General features: G+C 73.7%; 12 protein-coding genes. 4 read left to right on the top strand and 8 right to left on the bottom strand.

Annotated features, from left to right (window positions below; genetic code table 11):
• Positions 1-386 precede the first annotated feature (386 nt).
• Positions 387-1,187 (bottom strand): hypothetical protein, encoded by an 801-nt coding sequence (locus ACFVX9_RS37170; protein ID WP_380487657.1) that lies wholly within the window; start codon positions 1,185-1,187, stop codon positions 387-389.
• Between the two features lie 72 nt (positions 1,188-1,259).
• Entirely contained in the window at positions 1,260-1,766 is a 507-nt protein-coding gene (locus ACFVX9_RS37165; RefSeq protein ID WP_363377319.1) for a SigE family RNA polymerase sigma factor, read from the bottom strand.
• Positions 1,767-2,057: 291 nt separating this feature from the next.
• On the opposite strand from ACFVX9_RS37165, the gene ACFVX9_RS37160 reads away from it, so the two are divergent.
• Positions 2,058-5,009: a BTAD domain-containing putative transcriptional regulator gene (locus ACFVX9_RS37160; RefSeq protein ID WP_387986383.1), complete on the top strand. Its 2,952-nt coding sequence runs from the start codon at positions 2,058-2,060 to the stop codon at positions 5,007-5,009.
• Positions 5,010-5,052: 43 nt separating this feature from the next.
• On the opposite strand, the gene ACFVX9_RS37155 is transcribed toward ACFVX9_RS37160, so the two are convergent.
• The gene (locus ACFVX9_RS37155; RefSeq protein WP_387986380.1) at positions 5,053-6,936 is read right to left on the bottom strand and encodes a protein kinase; all 1,884 of its coding nucleotides are present in this window, start codon (positions 6,934-6,936) and stop codon (positions 5,053-5,055) included.
• Positions 6,937-7,570: 634 nt separating this feature from the next.
• On the opposite strand from ACFVX9_RS37155, the gene ACFVX9_RS37150 reads away from it, so the two are divergent.
• The 3 genes from ACFVX9_RS37150 (at position 7,571) to ACFVX9_RS37140 (ending at position 10,654) form a co-directional block, all read left to right on the top strand.
• Positions 7,571-7,918, top strand: a complete 348-nt coding sequence (locus ACFVX9_RS37150) for a hypothetical protein (protein WP_380378519.1) — start codon at positions 7,571-7,573, stop codon at positions 7,916-7,918.
• A 163-nt stretch (positions 7,919-8,081) separates the two neighbouring features.
• The gene (locus tag ACFVX9_RS37145; protein ID WP_380378521.1) at positions 8,082-8,582 is read left to right on the top strand and encodes a hypothetical protein; all 501 of its coding nucleotides are present in this window, start codon (positions 8,082-8,084) and stop codon (positions 8,580-8,582) included.
• Complete coding sequence (locus ACFVX9_RS37140; RefSeq protein ID WP_387986377.1) at positions 8,579-10,654, top strand: alkaline phosphatase family protein; 2,076 nt, start codon at positions 8,579-8,581, stop codon at positions 10,652-10,654. Before ACFVX9_RS37145 ends, ACFVX9_RS37140 begins: the two co-directional genes overlap by 4 nt.
• Before the next feature lie 56 nt (positions 10,655-10,710).
• Here the strand turns inward: ACFVX9_RS37140 and ACFVX9_RS37135 are convergent, their stop codons facing one another.
• From ACFVX9_RS37135 to ACFVX9_RS37115, 5 genes are all read right to left on the bottom strand, one after another.
• Complete coding sequence (locus ACFVX9_RS37135; RefSeq protein WP_244293816.1) at positions 10,711-10,902, bottom strand: hypothetical protein; 192 nt, start codon at positions 10,900-10,902, stop codon at positions 10,711-10,713.
• A 34-nt stretch (positions 10,903-10,936) separates the two neighbouring features.
• Positions 10,937-11,674, bottom strand: coding sequence for an SRPBCC domain-containing protein (locus ACFVX9_RS37130; RefSeq protein WP_380378523.1), 738 nt, complete (start codon positions 11,672-11,674; stop codon positions 10,937-10,939).
• Positions 11,675-11,773: 99 nt separating this feature from the next.
• Positions 11,774-13,024 carry a cytochrome P450 gene (locus ACFVX9_RS37125; protein ID WP_380487668.1) on the bottom strand — a complete coding sequence of 417 codons (1,251 nt, stop codon included), beginning with the start codon at positions 13,022-13,024 and terminating at the stop codon, positions 11,774-11,776.
• Between the two features lie 10 nt (positions 13,025-13,034).
• Positions 13,035-13,250, bottom strand: coding sequence for an MbtH family protein (locus ACFVX9_RS37120; RefSeq protein WP_363377310.1), 216 nt, complete (start codon positions 13,248-13,250; stop codon positions 13,035-13,037).
• Positions 13,251-13,253: 3 nt separating this feature from the next.
• Positions 13,254-26,898 (bottom strand): amino acid adenylation domain-containing protein (locus tag ACFVX9_RS37115; protein WP_387986372.1); only part of this gene is annotated, 13,645 nt, incomplete at its 5' end.

Here is a 26,898-nt window from a genome sequence, read left to right as displayed (position 1 = left end):
CTGGTGTCTTCTGCGGCTTGACGCCCCGTCCGACGTTTCAAACTCTAGCCGATCCCTGCTCCGAAAAGCGAATCGGCCGCAATCCAATAAAACGAACACACCGATATACACACCGAGTCTCGCCCGCACATGGCAAGCCGACCCGGCCCGAACCGGGACGTGGTGTTTCGAAAGGATTGGCCGCCCCGGGACCGTCCGCGCCGATGCGTGTCCGGTGCTCCCTGCCGAGCGACTGGCTGACAGTACCCCTCCTCGGCGCCCGAAACAAATGCCCGGCCCGGGGCGCGTGCCCGCCGAGGTCTCGCACGGAACAACGGAACAGACGTGCTCGACCTCGGCGGACGCAACGTCGGCGAACGCAACCCCTACGAACGCGACGCGCAGGCTCAGCCGACGGCGCCGAGGATCGGTGCCCAGGCGGCACCGGTGAGTGCGGCCACCGCCTGCGGCTCGGAGAGTGGAGGAGCGGGACGGGTCGGCTTCGGCGTCTCGGCGCCGGTGCCGCCGCCGGTGCTGTTCCACTGCACCATCTGAAGCTGCGCGCCGGTCGACTTCAGGGTCACCGTCACCGTCCAGCGGCGGGCGGTGTCGGGACGGACCGGGTGCGCGGCCGCGTTCTGCTGGAACATCACCAGGGCCCCGCCGGGAATCTCGGCGCTGCTCGGCAGCTCGCTCATCTTGCAGGTGTCACCGTCCTTCTTGGGCTGCCGCTCGCAGCTCAGCCCGTCGCCGTCCTTGAGCGGCAGTGGGAGCCGCACGGCCGAGACGCCGACGAAGGCGGCGCCGTGCCCGTCGTCGAGGACCAGTCCGCCGTTGGCGACGCGCCCGTTGGACGGGTCCGAGGGGTTGTTGCTCTGCCCGCTCTCCGCGCTGAACCGGCCCCCGGGGAACGTCGCCTCCAGGGCCTGGATCATCTGGGTGTCGGTGATCGCGGAACGCGGCATCGCCATCGCCACGATCCCGATGTCGGATCCTTCGGAGTGCATCCCGGAGAGCACGTCGGGGATCACCACACCGGCTGCCGCGATCACGGCGCAGGCGCCGACCCCGGCGATGACACCCGCCGTGCGCCGACGCCGGCGGCTCCGCCCGCGCTCGACGGTTCCGCTCAGGAGCGCGGTGAGATCGGGTTCGAGGGAGTCGGTCGTGCGGTCCAGGGCGTGTGCGAGGTCTGCTTCGAACGGCATGCTGGCGTCACCTTTTCTGTCGCTGATGCTGATGGGGGCTTTGCGGCGGTGGACCTGGTCGCGCACCGGTGCTCAGTGCGCGACCAGGTCGGACAGGCTGTCGCCGAGCAACGCACGCAGCTTGCCGAGTGCCCGGGTGCCCTGGGAGCGGACCGCACTGCTGCTCAGCCTGAGCATCCGGGCGGTCTCCTCGATGCTGCGGTCCTCCCAGTAGCGCAGCAGCAGCACCGCCCGGTCGCGGGGCGGCAGTTGGCCGAGCGCGTCCAGCAGGGTGAGCCGCAGTGCGGTGTCCGGGCCCGCCGCCGCGCTGTCGGGCATGGTCCCGATGGGGCGCTCGCCGCTGCTCCGCCGACGCCGCAGGCTGAGGAAGGTGCGGACCAGGACCGTCTGGGCGTAGGCGGCCGGGTTGTCCGCCTTGGCCACCCGCTTCCAGTGCACGTACACCCGGCTGAGGGCTTCCTGGACCAGGTCCTCCGCCAGATACGTGTCGCCTGCGGCGAGGACGTACGCCGAGCGGTACAGCGCCTTCGCCCTCGCGGCCGCGAACTCCAGGTACTCATCCTCCTGTGCTGACTTCACTCGGTTCCCGCCTGTTCCCTTGTCCTGTGATCCCCGTGCATACCCCTCATGACTACGTAAGGCGTCAGCATGTCGCGCGGGCGAGGCACCTTCTTTTTTTCACCGGTCTTTTTTCACCGGTGCCGCGTCGACTGCCCTCCACGGACACCCGCGTCTCCCCGTGGCGGCCCCTGGACGGCCCGTGAACGGCCCCCGAGCGGCCCCGGCCAGGGGTGATGCGGTCGGTATCATGCGCCCGGGGGTTCGTTTGCAGGCAGAGGGGAACGGTCGGTGGGTGGGTTGCGGTTCACGGTGCTGGGACCGATACGGGGGTGGCGGGACGGCGGCGAGCTCGCACTCGGGTCGCCGCAGCAGCGGAACCTGCTGCTCTCGCTGCTGCTGAGGGCCAACCACCCCGTGTCGACCGGTCAGCTCGTCGACGACCTGTGGGGCGAGGAGCCGCCCGCCAAGCCCATGGCCGTGATCCGGACGTACGTCCACCGCCTGCGCCGCGTCCTCGGGCCCGCCCCGCTGACCTCGCTCAGCGGGGGCTACCTGCTCACCGTGGATCCGGGGGAGCTGGACATCCACCGCTGCGAGGAGCTCGTCGGCACGGCGAAGGAGTTCAGCGGCGCCGGGGAGCACGCCCGCGCCGCCGCCGCGCTGCGCCTGGCGCTGGCCCTCTGGCAGGGCGAGCCGATGTCCGGGCTCTCCGGCCCCTATGCCGAGCGGCAGCGCGGCGAGTGGACCGAACGCCGGGTGACCGTCCTGGAGTCGTGTCTGGAGGCCGAGATCGAGGCCGGACCGTCCGGCGAGGCCGTCGCCGAACTGACCGCGGTCGCAGCCGAACACCCGCTCAGGGAACGGTTCTCCGAGCTGCTGATGCTCGCCCTCTACCGGTCCGGACGGCAGGCCGAGGCCCTGAGCGTGTACCGCGAGACGGACCGGCGGCTGCGGGCGCAGCTCGGCGTCGCCGCCGGGCCCGGCCTGCGCGAGTTGCAGCGCCGGATCCTGGTGGCCGACACCGCCCTCGTGGCGCCCGCGCCGCTCCGACCCGACACCACCACCACGGCCCGCCCGCCGTACCACGCGCCGATCCGGCCGACCCAGGTACCGGCCGACCTCGCCGACTTCACCGGCCGCGAGGCGCAGACCGAGGCGGTGCGGGCCGTCCTGCTCGCGCCCCGCACCGTGCCCGTGGCGACCGTGTCGGGCCTGGGCGGCATGGGCAAGACGGCCCTGGCCGTCCATGTCGCGCACGGGCTGGCCGCCGACTTCCCCGACGGCCAGCTCTACGTCGACCTGCACGGGGCCGACGGCCGCCCGACCCCGCCCGAGGAGGTGTTGGGCGCCTTCCTCCGCGCCCTCGGCGTACCGGCGGAGGCGCTGCCCGCCGGGCTCGCCGAACGCTCCGCCCAGTTCCGCTCGCTGCTCTCCGGCCGACGCGTGCTGATGGTCCTCGACAACGCCCGGGACGCCGAGCAGATCAGGCCGCTGCTGCCCGGCCGGCCCGGTTGCGCCGTGCTCGTCACCAGCCGGGCCAGGCTCGGTTCACTTCCCAACGCGCACGTCGTCGAGCTGCCGACCTTCGCCCCGGAGGAGGCCCTCGACCTGCTCGGCCAGGTGGTCGGCGGGCAGCGGCTGCGGGCCGAGGCGGACACGGCCAGGGAGCTCGTGCGGCTCTGCGGTCACCTCCCGTTGGCCGTGCGCATCCTCGCCGCCCGCCTCTCCTGCCGGCCGGGCTGGACCATGGCCCGGCTGCTCGACAAGCTGTCCGAGAACCGTCGCCGGCTGGACGTGCTGCGCACCGAGGACCTCGCCGTCGAGTCGGCGTTCCGCTTCGGCTACGACCAGCTGACGCCCGACCAGGCCCGTGCCTTCTGTCTGTTGGCGGTGCCGGACGTGCCCGACCTGTCGCCGGGCGCGGTCGCGGCGGTGCTCGACCTGCCCGAGCACGAGGCCGAGGAACTGGCCGAGTCGCTGGTCGACTGCTCGATGCTGGAGACCGCACCGCCGGACCGCTACCGGTACCACGACCTGCTGCGCGCCTTCGCCCAGCGGCTCGTCCCGGAGACGGCAGCCGACGTCGAGGCTGCCGGCACGGGCTCCGCCCCGGAGGCGGACCGCCCGGCCGCCGTCCTCACCCGTCTGGTGATCCGCCAGCACGCCGAGACCGTCGCGGCCCTCGGCCCGGCCGCCACCCGCGCCGCCCTGACCGGCTCCGGCGCACCGTACGCCCCCGACTGCCGCACGGTGGCCCGCGGTCGCGGCGAGTACCACGGCATCGGCGCTCTGGTCGGCCAGTACGCCGGGCTCCCCCGGCCACCCCGGCTCGATCTGGCGGCCGAACTGCTGCTCGGCGGCAGCCTGTTGTGCGAGACCGGCCAGGCCGCCCGGCCGCTGGGGCACGCGGCCAAGGTCCTGCTCCAGGCCGCCGTCCGGCAGGGCGACCGAACGGCCGAGGTCAGGGCCCGGCTGGTGCTCGGCCGGCTGCTGACCGAGGTCGGCTCCGAACCCGCGGCCCTCGGCGAGCTGCTCAGGTCCCGCGACCTGTGCATCGCCCACGGCCTGCCGGGGCCGCTGCTCGCCCTGGCCCACGCCTCGCTGGCCGCCCTGTTCGTCCAGGTCGGCCGGCCGGGCGACGCGGTCGACGGCTTCGCGGCGGCGATCGCGGTCTGGGAGCGGCTCGGCGACCGGCGCTCGGTGGCGGGCGAACTGCTCAACCTGGCCGGTGCGTTCACCGAGCTCGGCCGGCCCGAGGCGGCGGTCCGCGTCGTCGACCAGTCACTGCTGATCTGCCACCAGCTCGCCGACCACGAGCTCCAGGCGCTCGCCCTCGACTCGTTGGGGACGATCGCCCACGATCGCGGCGAGTTCGAGCAGGCCCTGCGCCACCACCGCGGCGCCCTCGCCCTGCTGCGGCCGGACGACCGGCGCCGGACGGGCCGCACGCTCCTGCGGCTCACCGAGTCGCTGCGAGCCGTCGGCCGCGGCGACGAGGCGGTGGAGGCGGCCGACCGGGCGGTCGAGGTGCTGACGCTCGACGGCGACCGCCGGGGGCGGGGGCTGGCCCTGGCGGCGCTCGGTGACGCGCTCGCCGACCGCGGCGGCGCCGAGGACGCGGCCCGGGCGTGCCGGTCGGAGGCCTACGACATCCTGGCCTCCATCGGCTCCCCCGAGGCCGACCGGCTGCGCGCCCTGATCGGCCTCGGCGGGGCCGCCGACCGTCCCCGCCGGCAGTGGCCGTCCTGGCTGCCGGCGTGATCCTCCCCTCGCCCCGGGGGTGTTCGGCTGCCGGTCGGACGGCTCAGGACAGCGCCCACACCTGGCTCTCCGCGTTGGAGCAGGCCGCCACCCTGACGTAGTGGGCGACTCCGTCGGACGTCAGGCAGCCCTTGGTGGTGCCGTTGACGATCTGGTAGCCGCCCCGGACCGGCACGAAGGACCAGAGCTGGTTGTCGTTGTACGGCGGGCTCGTCCAGATCTGCACTCGCCCGTCGCCCGTGTCCAGGTCCAGCACCTTGGTGTAGTTGCTGGAGGCGTTGCGCAGGAAGTACTTCCCCTCGGACAGCTTTTCCAGCCGCCACACCTGGGCCGGCGTGCCGTTGACGGCGAAGGTGGCGACCCGGTTGCCGTCCCGGTCCCCGGAGAAGGAGTTGTCCAGCGCGCCGTTGACGCCGGTGATCTGTGCCTGGGAGGGCAGCTGCGGCTGCGGCTTCGGCTCCGGTGTGGGCGGCGTGGGCTGCGTCGACGTCGCGGACGGCGTGAGCGTGGGCGGTTCGTGGGAGGCGGGCGGGGACGGGACGGCGGAGGTCGGCGCGGGCGAGGCGGGGTTCTGGCTGGCGGTGGGCGCGGCGGAGGCCGAAGGGGACGCGGCGGGGGCCGGGTTCGGCGTACCGGGCCGGACGGGCGCGGTGGGGCCCTGGCCGCCGGTGGCCGTGGCGGAGGCGGGAGGGGACGCGGCGGAGCCCCGGGTGGGCGTACCGGGCCGAACGGGCACAGCGAGGTCCTGGCCGGCGACCGGCGCGGGTCCGGCGCCGGGCGTGGGGCTCCCGCCCGCTTCCGGTCCGGTCGACGGCACCGGGACCGTCGGCTCGGCGGGCTGTTGTCCGGCGGGTTGGCGGTCGGCTGCCACCGCCGCGGGAACGGCCGGGCCCGCGACGAGGCCGGCCACCGGGCCCGCGACGGCGGCGGCGTCCGGAGCGTCGTCCTCGTCGGACCGGATCACCGTCGCTCCGGAGGCCCCGACCACGCAGAGCAGCGACAGCGCCGTCACCCCGATCAGCCCGCGCAGGCGGAACCTGGCCCACCGTGCGCGTCCGACGACCGGCAGGGGCCCGACCGGGACCAACGCCGGCGCCGTCTCCTCGGCCGGTGCGAGGGCGTCCCGCACCGCCGCGGCCATCGCCGCCGCGTCGGGCCAGCGCTCGCCGGGCTCCTTGGCCATCGCCCGCTCGACCAGCGCCCACACCGGCGCGGGCACGTCCTCGGGAAGCGGCGGCACGGGCTCCGTCAGGTGCTTGAGGATCAGTTCGAGGGCGGTCTCCCCGTCGAAGGGGAGCTTGCCGGCGAGGCATTCGTAGAGGACGACGCCGAGTGCGTAGAGGTCCGCCGAGGCGGTGACCGTCCCGGTGGAGGCCTGTTCCGGCGCCTGGTAGGCGGCGGTGCCGAGCACCATGCCCGGTACGGTCAGCCGGGCGTCGCAGCCGGGCCGGGCGATGCCGAAGTCCGCGATCACCGTCCGGTCGCCGCGGACCATCAGGTTGGCCGGTTTGATGTCCCGGTGGACCACCCCGGACTCGTGCGCGGCCTCCAACCCCTCCAGCACCTGGAGTGCCATCCGGAGGGTCTCCTCCACCGGCAGCGCGCCGCGGCGTTCCAGCACGGCGCTCAGCGGTTCCCCGTCGATCAGCTCCATGACCAGGTAGCCGACCGAGGGCCGCCCGTCCACGGCGCTGTGCCCGTAGTCGTACACGCCGACGATGCCCGGGTGGCGCAGCTGCGCCATGACGCGGGCCTCGGCGTGGAAGCGTTCGGCGAAGCCGGATTCGTCCAGCAGGGCCGGCTTCACCACCTTGACCGCGACCCGGCGGCCCAGGACCTCGTCCTCGGCGAGCCACACGTCGCCCATCGACCCGCCGCCCAGCAGGTCTACCAGCCGGTAGCGGTTGGCGAGCACGGTGCCGCGCATGATACTCCCTGAATCAAGCCCGAGGACCGGAGCGAATCCGGAGACCGGCCCGGTTCCATGGGCGCACCTTGGTCCGGGGCGCCCTCCGAGGATCATGACACCGGCAAAACAACTACTGGCTTTCCATCATATGAATCACGGTCGACTCAAGCCATTCCCGCCCCATGCCCCGCCCCACGCCCCCACGCCCCCACGCCCCCACGCCTCGACGGCCGGGTTGACGGCCGGGTGGGGCGCCGCAGCCGGCCGGGTGGGGTGGCAGGCACCCTCCCCCAGCCACGACCGGTCACCAGTCACCGGTCCACTCGAACGAACGCCGTCGTCGAGCCTTGCGGAAGCCGTCGGCCGGGAGGCGGCTCGTCCTCGGTCCCGGACAGCCGCGGAGCAGGCCGTCAAGGCTCCCCGAGCGCCGGACCGACTTCTCGCGTCAAAGGTTCGTAGCAAAATTACCTGTCACTGGAATGCAGGTCACCGGGCCTTTTCGCATCGCGCCCCCGGACCGGCCGACCTAGCGTGGTTCGCGGCGCTCCTCCCCGACGTTCCTCGCCGCACGCGAGCCATGGGACTGAGCCGCAGATCCGCCCGAGCACAGCTTCGGCGGCAAACGAACAGATGAATTCAGAAAGGCTCAACCATGGGCTTCAACCATGTCGACGCGGTGATGGCCGTTCCCGACAAGCCGAACCAGTTCTGGGTGTTCTCCAACACCGACTACCGGCGCGTCGAAATCACCGTGACGAGCAGCCACCCGTACCCGGACAAGCTCGTCAGCAAGGGCACCATCCGCGAGGACTGGCCCAGCCTGTCGGACTTCGCGAAGATCGACGCCGTCATGAAGGTCCCGGACGGCAGCAACGAGTACTGGGTCTTCTCCGGCGACCGGTTCGTGCGGATCAACGTCGCCAACGGGGAGCCGCACAAGGACACGAAGACCTACGGTCCGGCGCCGCTGAGCGAGTGGGAAGGCCTCACCAAGGGCTGACGGCCGCCTCGGGTGCCCGGACCGCACCTGGCCCGCCGCACCCAGCACTGGACGCCCGGCCGGGCCGACCCCGGCCGGGCGTCTCACGTACCCGTACGCGCCCTGGCCTTCGAGCCCCCATCCGCCCCGCTCACGTTCACCCGCTCCGATCGGAGACCTGCCCATGGGTCAGTTCGTCACAGACGTCAACGTCCTGGTCGCCTACGACGACCCGGTACGAAGTCCGTTCCACACACCCACCGGGTGGGAGTGGATCGACGTCGACCTGAACAAGGGCGCGCACGGCGCCTACCTGTACCTCGTCTTCGAACGGTCCGCCGACGACCGGCCCGTCACCGGCATCCGCGTCCTGAAGGACGACGAGAAGCCGCCCGCCGGGTACCAGAAGCTGCCGGTCGACCTCAACAGGGGGACGCCCGTGCACGGCACGGCCCTGTTCCTGGCCGTCACCCGCCAGGAAGGCGCAGGCCGGCCCATCGTCGACCTCACCGTCACGTACTGGCAGGACGGATCGCAGGAGATCCCTCCCGAGACGGGCTACACCCGCGTCGACACGGATCTCAACAAGGGCGCCAAGGGCGACTTCATCTACCTCGACTACCTCCGGGCCACCGAGAACGCACCCTCCGGTTCGCCCGCCACGCCGGACCAGGAGAACGCGTGAACACTCCCCACTCCCCGCAGAGCGCTCCGTCGCTGCCGGACTCGCTGCTGAAGGCCCTCAAGCGCAAACCCCGCCCCGGCGGCCTGAAGGCCATCCGACACGTGGTCTTCCTGATGCAGGAGAACCGTTCCTTCGACCACTACTTCGGCAGCAACTTCCGAGGAGTGCGCGGGTACGACGACCGCAACCTCGTCACGTTCCCCGGGACCGGCGGCCACACCGTCCTCGACCAGCCCGACCCCGACCATCCGTCCAAGCCCCAGAGGCCCTACCAGCTGAGGCCGGACCAGGGTACGGCCGAGCCCGCGGCCCACACCTGGCCCACCGGCCACCAGGCGTGGAACAACGGCCGCTACGACCAGTGGATCAAGGCCAAGGGGACCGTCACGATGGGCTACTTCGACCAGCCGGAGGTCGTCGGCACCTACCGGGCGCTGGCCGAGCGGTTCACCGTGTGCGACGCCTACCACTGCTCGGTGATGAGCGAGACCACCTCGAACCGCAACTACCTCTTCAGCGGATTCGGCGGCTGGGAGCCCGACGGGTCGCGGGTCACCGGGTCGACCGCGCACGACCGCGAGGACCCCGGGAAGAGCTTGGACAAGGACCTACGGAAGCTGGGTTACAACTGGTCCAGCTACCCCGAGATCCTGGAGGTCAACAACGACCCCTTCGGCGCCGACGGTATCAGCTGGCGCGTCTACCAGGGCTGGGACAACTACTACGACAACAACCTGGACTTCCACGCCGAGTTCAAGCGGATCTTCCAGACCGTGCTGGAGAAGGCCGAGCTCAAGTACCTGAGCCTGTACGACTTCTACAAGGATCCGGGTCAAGTTCAGCAGACGGACGTGGAGGCCCTCGCCAAGGCGGTCGCCGACCTGCCGCCGGCCGACCGGAGCCTCTACGACCGCGGGCTCTTCCGCTGCCCGCCCCCGCCGGACTCGAAGCAGAACCCGAAGAACTACCGCGACTTCGTCTACGCGTTCGCCCAGGATGTGGCGGCGAAGAGGGTCCCCCGGGTCTCGTACCTGGTGCCCTCGGACGCGGACTCGGAGCACCCGGGCGACGGCGGTTCGGCCCCCATGGCCGGTGAGGAGGTCGTCGCCCAGGTCCTGGACGTCATCGCCTCCGACGAGGACATGTGGGACTCCACCGTGCTGTTCATCAGCTACGACGAGAACGACGGCTTCTTCGACCACGTGCCGCCGCCGGTGCCCCCGCAGGGCGTCGACGACGAGTACGTCGGCAAGGAGCCCATCGGCCTGGGCATGCGCGTGCCGATGATCGTCGTCTCCCCGTGGACGGTGGGCGGCTACGTCAACTCCCAGGTCTTCGACCACACCTCACAAGTCCGCTTCCTGGAGGAGTGGTTGGGCGTACGGCAGCCCGCCATCAGCCGCTGGCGGCGCACCGTGGCCGGCAACCTCACCTCGGTCTTCGACTTCGACCGCAGCGGCGACCCGCCGCCGCAACCCACCGACCCCACCCGGCGTCTGGCCCGCCCGCTGCCGTACCAGCCGGACGCCCACGGCGCCCTGGACCGGGAACAGGGCGCGTTCGTCCTCCAGCCGACCAACACCGGCGCCGCCTCCGTACACCTGACCCTGTACGACAACGTCGGCACGTCCGGCAGCTACGACGCGCCCCGGCACTTCGACGTGCTCGGCACCACCACGCCCGCCACCAAAGTGCCGGTGCGCGAGGGAAGTTACGACTTCTACCTCACCGGCCCCAACGGATTCCGCCGCGAGTTCGCCGGGAAGGCCGCCGGGGCCGCAGCCGACACCTCCGTGGCCACCGCCATCGCCGCCGCCCCGAAGCGCACCCTCACCCTGACGATCACGTCGCCGAGCGCCACGCCGCAGGCCGTCACCCTGGCACCCCGGCACTACAGCACCGCGAAGGCACTGACCGGGACCGTCGTCACGGGCAAACCCCTCGTCCTCGCCTGGGACACCGAGGACGCCGGCGGCTGGTACGACCTGGACCTCGCGATCGCCGAGGACGCGTCCTTCCGCCGCCGCCTCATGGGCCACGTCGAGAACGGCCACCCGAGCATCAGCGGCTGAACGGCGAAGAGGCCGGCGCCGGGGCGCGGCGCCGGCCTCTTCGGGTATGGGGTGTTCTACCGGCGGCCGCGGGCCGGTGCGGGGTTGAGCTTGGCGCTGAGCACCGACAGGAAGGTCGGGAGCCTGTCCACCGCGGTCTTGGGGACGGGGGTGACCTGGACGGTGTCCCGGACCACGTCCTGCACGACGAGCTTGTAGGTGCCGCCCTCCTCGACGAGTTCGGCGGCGTAGAGCAGTGTTTCTTCCACCAGGGGTCCCTCCGGTTGTCTGTCGTACGGCGGGTCAGGAGCCGTTGAGCCAGGCGTTCCACGCCTTGGTCGCCTGCTCCTCGTCCGCTCCCTCGGCGAACAGGTGGTGGCCCAGCCAGATCGGCCAGTTCCAGGAGCTGCCGTTGTAGAACCGGTACAGGGTGTCCGGGCCGCGCAGACCGATGAAGTCGGGGCTCAGGTAGTCCACGACCACCTCTTCCGGGCCGCCGTCCGCACCCGGGAGGTCGAGTGACAGCCGGTCGCCGACGGCCGTGTCGTCGGCCAGGCCGAGACGTCGGCGCAGCGTGGCGAAGTCGGCGGGGTCGGCGGTCGGTCCGGGCCGGGCGGCCTTGACGTAGACGGCGGTGCGGTCGGCGAAGTGCGTCAGGTACTGGGCGAGGCTGTGCTGGTAGAGGTCGACGTGCTTCTCGGCCGCGTCCGCCCTGGTGTCCCAGCCGTCGTCGACGACGCCCTCGTGCACCCAGTGGATCCCCATCCGCAGGTGGCTCGACGTGCCGTCGGCCGCCTCGATGTGGTAGCTGAGGGTGTTCGAGAAGCCGCCGTCCCTGGTCGCCCGGACGGCGAAGTGGTGCGGCGGCTCCCAGGCCACGACGGTGCCGCCGCCGCGGGAGACCGTCCCGCCGACGTGCGGCTCGACCTCCATGGGGTACAGCCAGCTGAGGTTGCCGGCGCCGGTGGCGATCGCCTGCCAGACCTGGTCCGGTGCGGCGGGCAGGTCCTGTTCCCGGCGCACCTGGAACTCTCGGGCCATGGTCGGTTCTCCTTCGCAGTCGATGGTCTTGTCGTTCGGTGGGGTTGTCGTTCGGTGGGGTTGTCGTTCGACGGGCTTGTCGTTCGACGAGGTTGTCGTTCAGTAGGTGAGCGGCAGGGCGCACAGCCGCCGTTGCAGCGGGTTGGGCCGCCAGTCGAGGGCCGTCCCGTCGGCGAGTGCGAGGCCCGGGAGCCTGCGGACCAGGGTGCCGACCGCCAGTTCGGTCTGGAGCTTGGCGAGCGGCCCGCCGAGGCAGAAGTGCGGGCCCGTGCCGAAGGTCAGGTGCCGGTTGCGGGTGCGCGCCAGGTCGAGTCGGTCGGGGTCCTCGAAGCGGTCCTCGTCGCGGTTGGCCGCGCCGAGGAACAGGTACACCAGCTCGCCCTCGCGCAGCATCCGCCCGCCGATCTCGACGTCCTGCGCGACGACCCGGACGATCGCCTGGGTCGGCGTGTCGTAGCGGGCCAGCTCCTCGACGGCGGTACGGATCAGCGCCGGGTCCTCGCGCAGCCGGGCCAGCTGGTCGGGGTGGCGCAGCAGGGCGAGGGTGCCGTTGCCGATCAGGTTGGCGGTGGTCTCGTCCCCGGCGGTGATGAGGACGAAGCAGGTGGACAGCAGTTCGGAGTCGGTGAGCCGGTCGTCCGTGGCCTGGGTGGTGACCAGGGCGCTGATCAGGTCGTCGCCCGGATCGTCGCGGCGCTGCCGGATGAGCCGGGACAGGTACTCCTCGTACTGGTCGACGGCGGCCTCGGCCTGCTCGATGTCGGCGGTCAGGTTGCCGATCCGACGGAACCAGGTCTTGACTTCGGGGCGGTCCTCGGGCGGGATGCCGAACAGCTCGCAGGCGACGGCCAGGGGCAGCGGGGAGGCGACCGCCTCGATGAAGTCCATGGCGGGCCCCTGGGCCACGGCTCGGTCGATCAGGTCGTCGACGACCGTCTGGATGCCGTCCCGCAGGGCCTCGACCCGCCGGGCGGTGAACGCCCGGTTGACGAGCTTGCGCAGCCGGGCGTGGTCCGGCGGGTCGGTGTTGGTCATCACCCGGCCGAGCCGGTCGGTGAGCCGGCTCAGGGCCTTCAGGTTGCCGCCCAGGCCGCTGAGGGCCCGGGTCATCCGGTCCCGGTCGTTCGACAGGCGCAGGTCGCTCAGGGCGGCGTCGATGTCGGCGTACCGGGTGAGGTACCAGATGCCCTGGTCGCTGCGGTGGACCGGGCTCTCGCGCCGCATGCGGGCGTAGAACGGGTACGGGTCGCGGCGGGCCTCGGGCGTGTACAGGGCCGCGGCGAGGTCGCCGGGCCCGGCTGCAGCGGCTGTACCGGGGGCGTCGGTTCCGAGGGTGTCGGTGGAGGTCACGTCGGCCGCGCTACTTCCGGGCGTCCATGGCGTCGGCGAGGCTCCTGGGCCGCATGTCGGTCCAGGACTGCTCGACGTACTCCAGGCAGGCGGTGTGGCTGTCGGGGCCGTGGGCGACGGTCCAGCCCTCGGGGACGTCGGCGAACTGCGGCCACAGCGAGTGCTGGTTCTCCTGGTTGACGAGCACGAGGAAGGTGGCGTCCTGGTCGTCGAACGGGTTGGTCATGGGTCAGTCCTCCTGGTGGGAACGGGCGGTGTCGCCGGTGACCTCGGCGAGGCGGGCGGCCACGATCGGTCCGATCTGGGCCAGCGAGCCCGGCTGGGTCATCCGGTCGTGGCGGGTGGTGATGTCGTGCGAGTCGATCCGACCGGTGACGTACGGGCGCCAGGTGCCGGCGCCGGCCGAGTCCTCGGTGCGGTCGATCGTGGAGTTGAACAGCAGCAGGTCCCCCTCGAACCGGCCGGGGGCGTGGGCGACCGCCAGCTCGGCATTGTTGATCATGATCCGGACGACGGCCTCGATGCGCCGTTCGTCCAGGTGCGCCAGGGCGCTGCCCCGACGGCGGAGGATCTCGGCGACCTCGGCGTAGGACAGCGGCCCCTCGCCCAGTTCGGCGGGGTCGCAGTCGAGGATGCCGACGAGCACGTCCCGCTCGGTGGGCACGGCGGAGTCGTCGAGCACCACGTCCTTGACCGGGTAGGCGTCGAGGGTCGCCAGCAGTTCGGTGCGCTCGCCGCGGGCCTGGAGCTCGCAGGCGATCGCGTGGGCGATCAGCCCGCCGGCGGACCAGCCGAGCAGCCGGTAGGGGCCGTCGGCCTGGACCTTGCGGATCTGGTCGGCGTAGTCGGCCGCCATCTCCTCGTACGACGTCGGCAGGGCCTCGGCGTGCGCGAGACCGCGTGCCTGGATCGCGTACACCGGGTACTCCGGGCCGATGTGGTTCAGCAGGCCGGAGTAGGACCAGCTGATGCCGCCGCCGGGGTGGATGCAGAACAGCGGCGGGCGGGTGCCGGTGGACCGCAGGGGCAGCACCACGTCGAAGGCGTCCTCGGCGTCGTCCATGGCCAGCCGGCTGGTCAGACCGGCCACGGTGGGGGCCTCGAACAGGGTGCGCAGGCCCACCGGGACGCCCAGCGTCTCGCGGATGCGCGAGACCAGGCGGGCGGCCAGCAGCGAGTGCCCCCCGAGGTCGAAGAAGCTGTCGTCGAGGTGCACCTGCTCCCGGCCGAGGATCTCGGCGAACAGGGCGCACAGCAGCTGCTCCTGCGGGGTGCGCGGGCCGCGGCCGGCGCCCGTCGCCTCGGACTCGGGTGCAGGCAGCGCGGCCCGGTCCAGCTTGCCGTTGGCGGTCAGCGGCAGCGCGTCGAGGGTGACGAAGGCCGACGGCACCATGTACTCGGGCAGTTCGCGGCCGAGCCGGCGGGCGAGGCCGTCCGGCGCGGGCGCGCCCTCGGCGGCGGGCACCAGGTAGGCGACCAGGCGCTTGTCGCCCGGCCGGTCCTCGCGGGCGACGACGGCCGCCTGGGCCACGCCCGGGCAGGCGGCGAGGAGGGCCTCGACCTCGCCGGGCTCGATCCGGAACCCGCGCAGCTTGACCTGCTCATCGGCGCGGCCGACGAACTCCAGGACGCCGCCGGGCAGCCACCGGACGAGGTCCCCGGTGCGGTACATGCGCTCCCCCCGCTCGAACGGGCAGGCGACGAAGCGCTCGGCGGTCAGGCCCGGCCGGCCCGGGTAGCCCCGGGCCACGCCCGCCCCGGCGAGGTACAGCTCGCCCTCCACGCCCACCGGCACCGCGCGCAGCCCGGCGTCGAGCACGTACGCCCGCATGTTCGCCATGGGTCGGCCGATCGGCACGCTCGCGGCGGCTTCGGGCAGCGCGCGGACCCGGTGGTGGGCCGCGAAGGTGGTGGCCTCGGTCGGGCCGTAGCCGTTGACCACGGCGGTGTGCGGGCAGGCCGCCAGCACCCGGGAGACGGCCGACGGCGGCACCACGTCGCCACCGGTCCACACCTCGCGGACCGTGGCGAGCAGGTGCGGCCGCTCCTCGGCCACCAGCCGGAACAGGCCGGCCGTCAGCCACAGTCCGGTCACCCCGTGCTCGGCGACCGCTCCCGCGAGCAGGTCGAGGTCGAGCCGGCCGGGCGGTACGACGACGATCGTGCCGCCGCCGAGCAGCGGCGCCCAGAGCTCGTACGTCGCGGCGTCGAAGGCCGTGGGCGAGTGCAGCAGCACCCGGTCGTGGCCGCCCTCGCGCCAGCACGGGGCGAGGGCGAGCGCCGCCACGTCGCGCTGGGTGACACCGACGCCCTTCGGCCGGCCGGTCGAACCGGAGGTGTACATCACGTAGGCCAACTGCCGGGGATCGCAAGGGATCTGCGGGTCGGATCCGTCGGGCTCGGCCTGGCTCAGCGCGGTCAGCACGTCCTCGGTGAGCACCAGGGCCGCGCCGGTCTCCCGGAGGATCAGGTCGATCCGGGAGGACGGGAACCGCGGATCGAGCGGGACGTACGCGCCGCCGGCCTTGACGATCGCCAGGATCGCGACGACGAGGTCCGCCGAGCGCTCCAGCAGCACCGCGACCGGGGTCTCCGGCCGCACGCCCTGGCCGATCAGGGCCCGGGCCAGGCGGTTGGCCCGCCCGTCGAGCTCCCGGTAGGTCAGCTCGGCGCCGTCCGCGACGACCGCGACCGCGTCCGGCGTGGCCCGTGCTCGGCGGGCGAACAGCTCCGGCAGGGCGGCCCTGGGCAGTTCGGCCTCGGGCAGTTCAGCGCCGGGCAGTTCGGCGTCGGTCCGGTTGAACTCGACCAGCAGTTCGCGGCGTTCCTCGCCGGACAGCAGGTCGAGCCGGCCGATCGGCTGGTCCGGCTCGGCGGCGGCCGCGCGCAGCAGCCGCACCCAGCGGGCGAACAGCAGCTCCACGGTGGCCGGGTCGAACAGGTCGGTCGCGTACTCGACCGCGCCGAGCACGCCCGCCGGGCTGCCGTCCGGGCCGTACTGCTCGGCCAGGCTGACGGTCAGGTCGACGCGGGCGGTGCCGGTGGGGGCCTCCAGGTGGGCGGTCTCCAGGCCCGGCAGGGTGAACTCCCCGGCCGGTGCGTTCTGCAGGCCGAGCATGACCTGGAACAGCGGGTGGTGGGCCAGCGAGCGGGTCGGGTTGACGGCCTCGACCAGGTACTCGAACGGCACGTCCTGGTGGGCGTAGGCGGCCAGCGCCTTCTGCCGCACCCGGCCGACGAGTTCGGCGAAGCCCGGGTCGCCGCCGGTGTCGGTGCGCAGCACCAGCGTGTTGACGAAGAACCCGACGAGGTCGTCCAGCGCCTGGTCGGTGCGCCCGGCGATGGGGCTGCCGATCGGGATGTCGGTGCCGGCGCCGAGCCGGGTGAGCAGGGCGGCGAGGCCGGCCTGGAGCACCATGAACATGCTGGCGCCGTGCGCGGTGGCGAGGCCTCGCAGGTCCTGGTGCAGGTCCGCGTCGAACCGGACCTCGATCCGGCCGCCGCGCTGGGAGGCCTCGGCCGGCCGGGGCCGGTCCGCGGGCAGCCGCACCTGGTCCGGCAGGCCTGCCAGCTCCTCCTTCCAGTAGCCGAGTTGCCGGGCGAACAGGCTGCCCCGGTCGGCGGCCTCGCCGAGCAGGTCGCGCTGCCACAGGGTGTAGTCGGCGTACTGGACCGACAGCGGGGACCACTGCGGTGCCCCGCCCTGGCAGCGGGCCGCGTAGGCGGTGGCCAGGTCCCGGGAGAGCGGGCCCATCGACCAGCCGTCGGCGGCGATGTGGTGCACCACGACCAGCAGGACGTGCCGCCCGGGGGCGAGCGCGTAGAGCTCCGCCCGGATCGGCGGCTCGGCGGCCAGGTCGAAGCCGCGCCGGGCCGCCTCGGCGAGCCGTTCGGCCAGCCGGCTCTCGTCGAGCTCGACCACCGGGAGCGGCGGGTGCGCCTCGTCCGCGCCCAGCACCTGCTGGTGGGGCGCCCCGTCCGTCTCCCGCAGGACGGTGCGCAGGCTCTCCTGCCGGGCGACCACGTCCGCCAGCGCTGCCGCCAGCGCCTCCCGGTCGAGGTCGCCGGTCAACCGCAGGGCGAGCGGCATGTTGTAGGTGGCGCTCGGCCCGTCCATGCGGTGCAGGAACCACAGGCGGCGCTGGGCGAAGGACAACGGGAGCTGCTCGGGGCGCGGACGGGCGGTCAGCGCGGGCCGCTCGGTGACGGACCCGTCGAGGCGGCCCGCCAGGGCGGCCACGGTCGGGTGCTCGAACAGCGTCCGGATCTCCAGTTCGGCGCCGAGGACGGCCCGGACCCGGGAGGCCAGGCGGGTCGCCAGCAGCGAGTGGCCGCCGAGGTCGAAGAAGCTGTCCTCGACACCGACGTGGGGCAGGCCGAGCACGTCGGCGAAGAGTTCGGCGAGGAGTTGCTCCTGCGGGGTGCGTGGCGCCCGGCCGCCGGCGGCCGCCCCGAGGTCGGGGACGGGCAGCGCGCGGCGGTCGAGCTTGCCGTTGGCGGTCAGCGGCAGCGCGTCCAGCACCACGAACGCCGACGGCACCAGGTAGTCGGGCAGCCGGGCGCCCAGCCAGCCCCGGAGTTCGGCGGCCAGGGCCGGGGCACCGCGCTTTCCGGCCGGGCGGTTGGTGAGCGCGGACAGCGCCGCGCCCGCGCCCCGGGTGGGCCGGTACGCCTCGGCCGGGGCGTCGTCGGGTGCGCCGCCGGGTGCGCCGCCGAAGAGCACGTCCAGGGCGTCCGGGCCGGTGGCCGACCAGGTGACGGACACCCGGCGGCCGAGCGCGGCCCCGAGGGCGTGGAAGTCCTCGGGATCGGGCGCCGCGTCCTCCTGCGGGGCGCGCAGCCGCTCCAGCAGCGGCCCGAGCGGGAGGTCCTCCTCCTGCACGGCCCGGGCCAGGGCCGCCTCGCGGACCACGCGGCGGTTGGGTGCCCCGGTGATCCGGACCGGGCGGCCGTCGTGCCGCCCGAGGAGCTCGCACAGCTCCGGCAGAGCGGTCACGTCCCGGCCCCAGCGGAGTTCGACCGACTCGTCGCCCTCCGCCGGGGCGGCGGGCCGCTTGCGCAGGGTGACGTCGTAGCGGTAGCGGGTCAGCTCGTTGTGGTGGCGGCCCCGCTTGACCTCCACCGTCACCGCGCCGACGTCCGCACCGACGTCCGCGCCGTTCTCCCGCAGGACGGTGAAGAAGTCCGGGTCGACCAGAAGCTCCTTCTCCACCAGCAGAGACTGCTCCACCGCGCGCCGCACGGCGGGCAGGTCGGCGCCGTCGGCGGCCCGGTGCAGTTGGACGGCGGTGGCCAGCGGGCGCAGCAGTCGCAGGTTGCGGATGTCGCCGAGGAAGAGCGCGCCGCCGGGGGCGAGCAGTCGCATCAGCTTTTCGATCACGTCGGTGAGGTAGTCGGCGGAGGGGAAGTACTGCACGACCGAGTTGATGACGATGGTGTCGAAGTGCCCGGCGGGTAGGCCGTCGGTGTCGTGCGCCGGGCGGGTGTGCAGGACGACGCGTCCGGCCAGCTGCTCCTGCCGGGCGATCTGGGCGGCCAGCGCGTCGATCGCGGTGGCGGAGAAGTCGGTCGCCCAGTAGGTCTCGCAGTGCGGTGCGATCTGCGAGAGGAGCAGACCGGTGCCGACGCCGACCTCCAGTACCCGGCGGGGGTGCAGGGCCAGGATGCGGGCCACGGTCGCGTCGCGCCATTCCCGCATCTGCTCGGCGGGGATCGGGCTGGCGTCGTAACTGCTGTTCCAGCCGACGAAGTTCTGGCCGAAGGCGGTTTCCTCGGGGGTGATGGGCAGGGCGTCGTAGATGTCCTGCCACTCGCCCACGTGGTCGGCTTCCAGGGCGCTGTCGCGGGCCTCCGTCTGGTGGGGGACGACGTAGCCGATGAGCCGGTCGTCCTGGGCGAGGACGGCGGCCCGGGCGACGGCGGGGTGCTCGGCCAGAGCCGTCTCGATCTCGCCGGGCTCGACCCGGAAGCCGCGCACCTTCACCTGGTCGTCGGCGCGGCCGACGTACTCCAACTGCCCGTCGCCCAGCCAGCGCACCACGTCGCCGGTGCGGTACATCCGGCTGCCCGCCTCGAACGGGCAGGCGACGAAGCGCCCGGCCGTCAGGGCCGGCCGGTTCAGGTAGCCGCGCGCCAGGCCCGCGCCCGCGACGTACAGCTCGCCGGGCACGCCGGGCGGCACCGGCCGCAGCCGCTCGTCCAGCACGTACACCCGCGCGTTGGCGATCGGCCGCCCGATCGGCGGCACGCCCGCCCCCGCCGCCAGCGGGTCGCTCATCGTCGCGCACACCGTCGTCTCCGTCGGGCCGTACGCGTTGACCATCCGGCGCCCGGGCGCCCAGCGCGCCACCAGCTCCGGCGGGCAGGCCTCGCCCGCCACCACCAGGGTCGACACCGTCACCGCGCCCTCCGGCAGGGCCGCCAGGACGGACGGGGGCACGGTCGCGTGGGTGACCGCGAGGCCCGGGTCGGTCAGCGCGGCGACCGGCTCCGCCGCCGGGGGCAGCACCAGGGCCGCGCCGCGCAGCAGGGCGGTGAAGATCTCCGACACCGAGGCGTCGAAGCTGGGCGAGGCGAACTGGAGCACCCGGCTGTCGGGTTCGATCGCGAACCGCTCGATCTGGGCAGCGACTAGGCTCGCCACGCCGCCGTGGGCGACCACGACGCCCTTGGGGCGGCCGGTCGAACCCGAGGTGTAGATCACGTAGGCCGGGTGCCGGACGTCGAGGGCCACCTCCGGACCGGTCTCCGGCCAAGTGGACGCCTCGCACCCCTCGGACGCCTCGGCGACCAGCGCCGGATCGTCGACCACCAGTACCGGGCGGGCGTCCTCCAGCATGTACGCGATCCGCGCCGCCGGGTACGAGGGGTCCACGGGCAGGTACGCGGCACCGGCCTTCAGGACACCCAGAACGGCCACCACCGACTCCACCGAACGCGGCAGCGCCACCGCCACGACCTGCTCCGGAGCGACCCCACGGGCGATCAGCGCATGCGCGAACCGGTTCGCCCGGGAGTTCAGCTCGCGGTACGTCAGCTCGGCACCACCGGACACCAGGGCGAGCGCGTCCGGCGTCGCCGCGACCTGCACCGCGAACGCCTCCGGCACCGGCACGGCGGCCACCTCGCGGGCGGTCGCGTTGCCGCGCTCCAGCAGCCGGCTCCGCTCGTCGGAGTCGAGGAGGTCGATCCCCCCGATCGTCCGGGCCGGATCGGCGGTGACGGCCTCCAGCAGGAGCGTCCAGCGCCGCACGAGGACCTCGACCGTCGAGCGGTCGAACAGGTCGGTGGCGTACTCGACCACGCCGACGATCCCGTCCGAGCTGCCGTCGGGGCCGAACCGCTCGCTCAGGTTGAAGCCGAGGTCGAACTTGGCCGTCCCGGTCGGCACGGCGAAGGCGGACACCTGGAGGCCGGGCAGCGCGAACTCTCCCATCGGCGCGTTCTGCACGGCGAGGATCGTCTGGAACAGCGGGTGGTGCGCGAGCGAGCGGGACGGGTTCAGCACCTCCACCAGGTGCTCGAACGGCACGTCCTGGTGCACATACGCCGACAGAGCCGTCTCCCGCACCCGCCCCAGCAGTTCGGCGAAGCTCGGATCACCACTCGTGTCGGTGCGCAGCACCAGCGTGTTCACGAAGAACCCGACCAACTCGTCCAGCGCCTCGTCGGTCCGCCCCGCGATCGGACTCCCGATCGGAATGTCCGTCCCCGCACCCAGCCGCGTGTACAGCGCCGCCAGGCCCGCCTGCAGCACCATGAACAGACTGCTCCCGGACCGCCGGGCCAACTCGGCCAGCCCCGCGTGCAGTTCGGGGGTCAGCTCAAGGCCGAAGACGGCGCCCCGGTAGCCGGCGACGGCCGGCCGGGGCCGGTCGGCGGGCAGCGGGATCCGCTCCGGAAGGCTTTCCAACTGCTCGGTCCAGTAGCGGAGTTGTCCGGCGAACCGGCTGTCCGGGTCCTCCGGGTCGCCGAGCAGCTCGCGCTGCCAGAGCGTGTAGTCGGCGTACTGCACCGGCAGGGCCTCGCGGTCCGCCGCGCGGCCCTGGCACCGGGCGGCGTAGGCCTCGGCGAGGTCGCGGGCGAGCGGGCCGGTGGACCAGCCGTCACCGGCAATGTGGTGCATGACCAGCAGCAGCACGTGCTCGTCCGGCGCGAGCGCGAACAGCTCGGCGCGCAGCGGCGGTTCCGCCGCGAGGTCGAACGGGAGCCGCGCCGCGTGGGCGAGCCGTTGCGGCAGCTCGTCCTCCACGGCCTCGGTCACCCGCACCCGGGGCCGGGCCGCCCCGGGGTCGAGGACCCGCTGGCACGGCACGGCGTCGAGCTCCGGGAAGACCGTCCGCAGGCTCTCGTGCCGGGCGACGACCTCGGCCAGCGCGTCCTCCAACGCCTTGCGGTCCAGCGTTCCGGTCAGCCGCAGTGCCAGCGGGATGTGGTAGGCCGCGGCGGCTCCGTCCATCCGGTGCAGGAACCACAGGCGGCGCTGCGCGAACGACAGCGGTACCGTCTGCGGCCGCTCGTACGGCGCCAGTGCGGGCCGGGCCCGGTCGGCCTCGGTGAGCCGTGCCGCCAGGCCGGCCACCGTCGGCGCCTCGAAGAGCGCGCGCAGCCCGACCTCGGCCCCCAGGGCCGAACGGACGCGGGAGACCAGTCGGGTGGCCAGCAGCGAGTGCCCGCCCAGGTCGAAGAAGTCGTCGTCGACACCGACCTGGCCCCGGCCCAGCACCTCCGCGAACAGCTCGCACAGGATCTGCTCCTGCGGCGTCCGCGCGACCCGGCCGACCCCGGCCGCGCCCGCCTCCGGCACAGGGACAGGCGCCGGCAGCGCCGCCCGGTCCAACTTCCCGTTCGGCGTCAACGGCAGCGCCGCCAACACCACGAACACCGACGGCACCAGGTAGTCCGGCAGCCGCTCCCGCAGGTACGACGCCAGCACCGCCGGGCGAGCGTCGGCGCCGGGGCGCGGGGCCACGTAGCCGACGAGCCGGTCGCCGTCGGTGAGGACGGCGGCCCGGGCGACGGCGGGGTGGGCGGTCAGGGCCGCCTCGATCTCGCCGAGCTCGACCCGGAAGCCGCGCACCTTCACCTGCTGGTCCGCCCGGCCGAGGTACTCCAACTCGCCGTCGGTCCGGCGGCGCACCACGTCCCCGGTGCGGTACATCCGGCTGCCCGCCTCGAACGGGCAGGCGACGAACCGACCCGCCGTCAGGCCCGGCCGGTTCAGGTAGCCGCGCGCCAGACCCGGCCCCGCGACGTACAGCTCCCCCGCGACGCCCGGCGGCACCAGGCGCAGCCCCTCGTCCAGCACGTACACCCGGAAGCCCGCGACCGGCCGGCCGATCGGCGGCACGCCGGAGCCCGCCGCCAGCGGGGCGCTCATCGTCGCGCACACCGTCGTCTCCGTCGGCCCGTACGCGTTGACCATCCGCCGCCCCGGCGCCCACCGCGCCACCAGCTCCGACGGGCAGGCCTCCCCCGCCACCACCAGGGTGCCGGCCGCGAGGTCGGCGCCGTCCAGCGCGGCCAGGGCCGAGGGCGGCAGGGTCACATGGGTGACGTCGAGCCGGCGGTCCGTCAGGGCCTCCAGCGGGGCCCCGGACGGGGCGAGCACGAGGGTGGCGCCGGTCAGCAGGGCGCTGCACAGGTCCCAGAACGACGCGTCGAAGCTGGGCGAGGCGAACTGGAGGACGCGGCTGCCCGGCGCCACGCCGAGCCGCTCGACCTGCGCCGCCACCAGACCCGACACCCCGCCGTGGCTCACCACCACGCCCTTGGGGCGACCGGTCGAACCCGAGGTGTAGATCACGTACGCCGGATGCCGGATGTCGAGGGCGACCTCAGGATCGGTGTCCGGCCAGGCGGACGCCTCGCACACCTCGGCGACCAGCGCCGGATCGTCGACCACCAGTACCGGGCGGGCGTCCTCCAGCATGTACGAGATCCGCGCCGCCGGGTACGCCGGATCCACCGGCAGATACGCGGCACCGGCCTTCAGGACACCCAGCACGGCCACCACCGACTCCACCGAACGCGGCAGCGCCACCGCCACGACCTGCTCCGGCCCGACCCCACGGGCGATCAGCGCATGCGCGAACCGGACGGCCCAGACATCAAGTTGACGATACGTCAGCTCTACTGTCCCGTCGGTCAGCGCGGGCGCGTCCGGCGTCGCCGCCACCTGCGCCGCGAACGCCTCCGGCAGGCTCACGCCGGCCACCCCGGGCTCGGCGGCGGGCAGGAGTTCCCCGCGCTCCCGCTCGTCCAGCAGGTCGATCGCACCGATCGGCCGGTCCGGATCGGCGGCGACCGCGGCCAGCAGCCTGGTCCACCGGGCGACCAGGGCCTCGACCGTCGAACGGTCGAACAGGTCGGTGCTGTACTCGACCGCACCGGTCAGCCCGGCCGGCGTGCCGTCGGGCCCGCGGTTCTCCGCGAGGCCGAAGGTCAGGTCGACCCGCGAGGTCCCGGTCGGCACCGGCACCCCGGAGACCGTCAGCTCGGGCAGCTCGAAGTCGCCCATCGGCGCGTTCTGCAGGGCCAGTACGGTCTGGAAGAGCGGGTGGAGCGACATCGACCGCGCCGGGTTCAGCGCCTCCACCAGGTGCTCGAACGGCACGTCCTGGTGCGCGAAGGCCGACAGCGTCGTCTCCCGCACCCGGCCCAGCAGTTCGAGGAAGCTCGGGTCCCCGCTCGTGTCGGTGCGCAGCACCAGCGCGTTGACGAAGAACCCGACCAACTCGTCCAGCGCCTCGTCGGTGCGCCCCGCGATCGGGCTGCCGATCGGGATGTCCGTCCCCGCGCCCAGCCGCGTGTACAGCGCCGCCAGGCCCGCCTGGAGCACCATGAACAGACTGCTCCCGGACCGCCGGGCCAACTCGGCCAGCCCCGCGTGCAGTTCGGGGGTCAGCCGGATGTCCAGCAGGTCGCCGCCGTAGGTCATGACCGCCGGCCTGGGCCGGTCGACGGGCAGCGCGAGCTGCTCGGGAAGCCCGGCGAGCGCTTGGCTCCAGTAGCCGACCTGGCGGGCGAACGCGCTGTCCGCGTCGGACTCCTCGCCGAGGATCTCGTGCTGCCACACGGTGTAGTCCGCGTAGCTCACCGGCAGCGGCGCCCAGCCCGGGGCGTCGCCGCGCCGGCGGGCGGTGTACGCGGTCGCGAGGTCGCGGGAGAGCGGGCTCATCGACCAGCCGTCGCCGGCGATGTGGTGCAGGACGACGAGCAGGACGTGCTCGTCCGGGGCGAGCGTGAACAGCTGCGCCCGGACGGGCAGGTCCGCCGTCAGGTCGAAGGCGCGCACCGCCGCCTCGCTCAGCAGCCCCGGCAGCTCCGACTCGCCGGCCCGGCGCACCGGGATCCGGATGGTGGCCTCCGCGGCGCTCAGCACGCGCTGGCGCGGGACGCCCTCGGTGTGCGGGAACACCGTGCGCAGGCTCTCGTGCCGCGCCACCACGTCCGTCAGCGCCGCTCCCAGCGCCTCCTGGTCGAGGTCGCCGGTCAGCCGCAGTGCCAGCGGCATGTGGTAGGTCGCGCTGGGCGCCCCGAACTGGTGCAGGAACCACAGGCGGCGCTGTGCGAAGGACAGCGGCAGCGGTTCCCGGCGCGGCCGGGGCACCAGCGCCTGCCGTGCGGTGGCGGCGTCGTGCAGGCCGGCCGCGAGCCCGGCCGGTGTCGGCGTCCGGAACAGGCGGCGCAGCTCCAGCTCGACCCCGAGGGTCGCCCGGACCCGGGAGACCAGTCGGGTGGCCAGCAGCGAGTGCCCGCCCAGGTCGAAGAAGTCGTCGTCGACACCGACCTGCGCCCGACCCAGCACCTCCGCGAGCAGCTCGCACAGGATCTGCTCCTGCGGCGTCCGCGCCGCCCGACCGAACCCGGCCGAACCCGCCTCCGGCGCCGGCAGCGCCGCCCGGTCCAACTTCCCGTTCGGCGTCAACGGCAGCGCCGCCAACACCACGAACACCGACGGCACCAGGTAGTCGGGCAGCCGCTCGCGCAGGTACGACGCCAGCACCGGCGCCGTGGTCCCGGTCTCGGCCGAGGGCACCACGTAGGCGACGATCCTGGTGTCGCCCGGCCGGTCCTCGCGGGCGAGCACCGCGACCTGGGCCACGCCGGGGTGGGCGGCCAGCTCCGCCTCGATCTCGCCGGGCTCGACCCGGAAGCCGCGCACCTTCACCTGGTGGTCCGCCCGGCCGGCGAACTCCAGCTCCCTGTCGGCGCGCCAGCGCACCAGGTCCCCGGTGCGGTACATCCGGCTGCCCGCCGGCCCGAACGGGTCGGCGACGAAGCGCCCGGCCGTCAGGCCCGGCCGGTTCAGGTAGCCGCGCGCCAGCCCGGCCCCGGCCAGGTACAGCTCGCCCGTGACGCCGGGGGCGACCGGCCGCAGGGCCGCATCCAGCACGTACGCCCGGCTGTTGGCGATCGGGCGGCCGATCGGCACCGGCAACGGGCAGTCGGCGGGGTCGGCCGGCAGCGGGAAAGCGGTGATCACGTGGGTCTCGGCCGGGCCGTAGTGGTTGTGCAGCACCCGGCCGGGCCCGCGGGCCTGGAGGCGCCGCAGGCCGCCGCCCAGGCGCATCGGCTCGCCGGCCTGCGCGATCAGCCGCAGGTCCGGCAGGTCCCGCCCGTGTTCCTCGGCCGCCTCCGCGAGTGCCTCGATCACCAGGTTGGGGGCGAAGAGCTCCGCCACCCGGTGCTGTTCCAGCCACCGGGCGAGGAGTTCGGCGCTGCGGCGCTGCTCGTCGGTCGGCACCACCAGGGTCTTGCCGAACAGCAGCGCGGAGAGCATCTCCTGCACCGAGACGTCGAAGCTGAGCGCGGTGAACTGCGCGGTGCGCGTGCCCGTCCCGCCGCCGACGGCGCGGTGGTGCCAGTGCAGCAGGTTCGTCAGGGCGCCGGAGGGCATCACCACGCCCTTGGGCCGGCCGGTCGAGCCGGACGTGTAGATGACGTACGCCGGGTGCCGGGCGTCCGGTGCGACCAGCGGGTCGGTGTTCGGGTACGTCCCGGGCGCGTCGACGGCCGCGAGGTCGTCGAGCACCACGGCCGGCCGGGCGTCCTCCAGCATGTACGCGATCCGGGCGGCCGGGTAGTCCGGGTCGACCGGCAGGTACGCGGCGCCGGTCTTGAGCACCGCGAGGACGGCCACCACCAGCTCCGCCGAGCGCGGCAGGCACAGGGCGACGATCCGTTCCGGCCCCACCCCGCGCCCGATGAGCGCGTGGGCCAGCCGGTTGGCGCGGGCGTTCAGCTCCCGGTAGGTGAGCACGGTGTCCTCGAACACCACCGCTTCGGCCTCCGGGGTGGCCCTGGCCTGCGCCTCGAACAGCGCGGCCGGGCCGGTGCCGGGGTACGGGCACCCGGTGTCGTTGCGCCCGGCCAGCAGTTCGTGCCGTTCCTCGGCGGTGAGGACGTCGATCCGGCTCAGCGGCCGGTCCGGCTCGGCCGCCGCCGCCGCGAGCAGCCGCAGCCAGCGGGCGAGCAGGGCCTCCACCGTGGCCCGGTCGAACAGGTCGGTGGCGTACTCGACGTGGCCGATGATGCCCTCCGGCGCCCCGCCGGTGCCGCCGCGCTCCAGCAGGTGGAAGGAGAGGTCGAACATCGCGGTGGGCGACTGCAACAGCACGAGCTCGGTGGCCAGGCCGGGCAGCTCGAAGGCGGAGCGCGGCGCGTTCTGCAGCGCGAGCAGCACCTGGAACAGCGGCTGACGGGCCGACGACCGGGCCGGGTTGAGGGCCTCGACCAGGTGGTCGAACGGCAGCTCCTGATGGGCGTACGCGGCCAGCGCGGTGTCCCGGACGCGGCCGAGCAGCTCGGCGAAGGTCGGGTCCCCGCTCGTGTCGGTGCGCAGCACCAGCGTGTTGACGAAGAACCCGACC

Source organism: Kitasatospora sp. NPDC058243, assembly GCF_042882025.1.
Taxonomy (GTDB): domain Bacteria; phylum Actinomycetota; class Actinomycetes; order Streptomycetales; family Streptomycetaceae; genus Kitasatospora.
Note: the sequence above shows the minus strand (reverse complement) of the source record. Positions and strands in the feature narration are given on the sequence as shown.

Coding starts and splice junctions, on each gene's coding strand:
- ACFVX9_RS37170 (WP_380487657.1), bottom strand. CDS start 1,187: ATGCCGTTCGAAGCAGACCTCGCACACGCCCTGGACCGCACGACCGAC.
- ACFVX9_RS37145 (WP_380378521.1), top strand. CDS start 8,082: ATGGGTCAGTTCGTCACAGACGTCAACGTCCTGGTCGCCTACGACGAC.
- ACFVX9_RS37130 (WP_380378523.1), bottom strand. CDS start 11,674: ATGGCCCGAGAGTTCCAGGTGCGCCGGGAACAGGACCTGCCCGCCGCA.
- ACFVX9_RS37155 (WP_387986380.1), bottom strand. CDS start 6,936: ATGCGCGGCACCGTGCTCGCCAACCGCTACCGGCTGGTAGACCTGCTG.
- ACFVX9_RS37150 (WP_380378519.1), top strand. CDS start 7,571: ATGGGCTTCAACCATGTCGACGCGGTGATGGCCGTTCCCGACAAGCCG.
- ACFVX9_RS37120 (WP_363377310.1), bottom strand. CDS start 13,250: ATGACCAACCCGTTCGACGACCAGGACGCCACCTTCCTCGTGCTCGTC.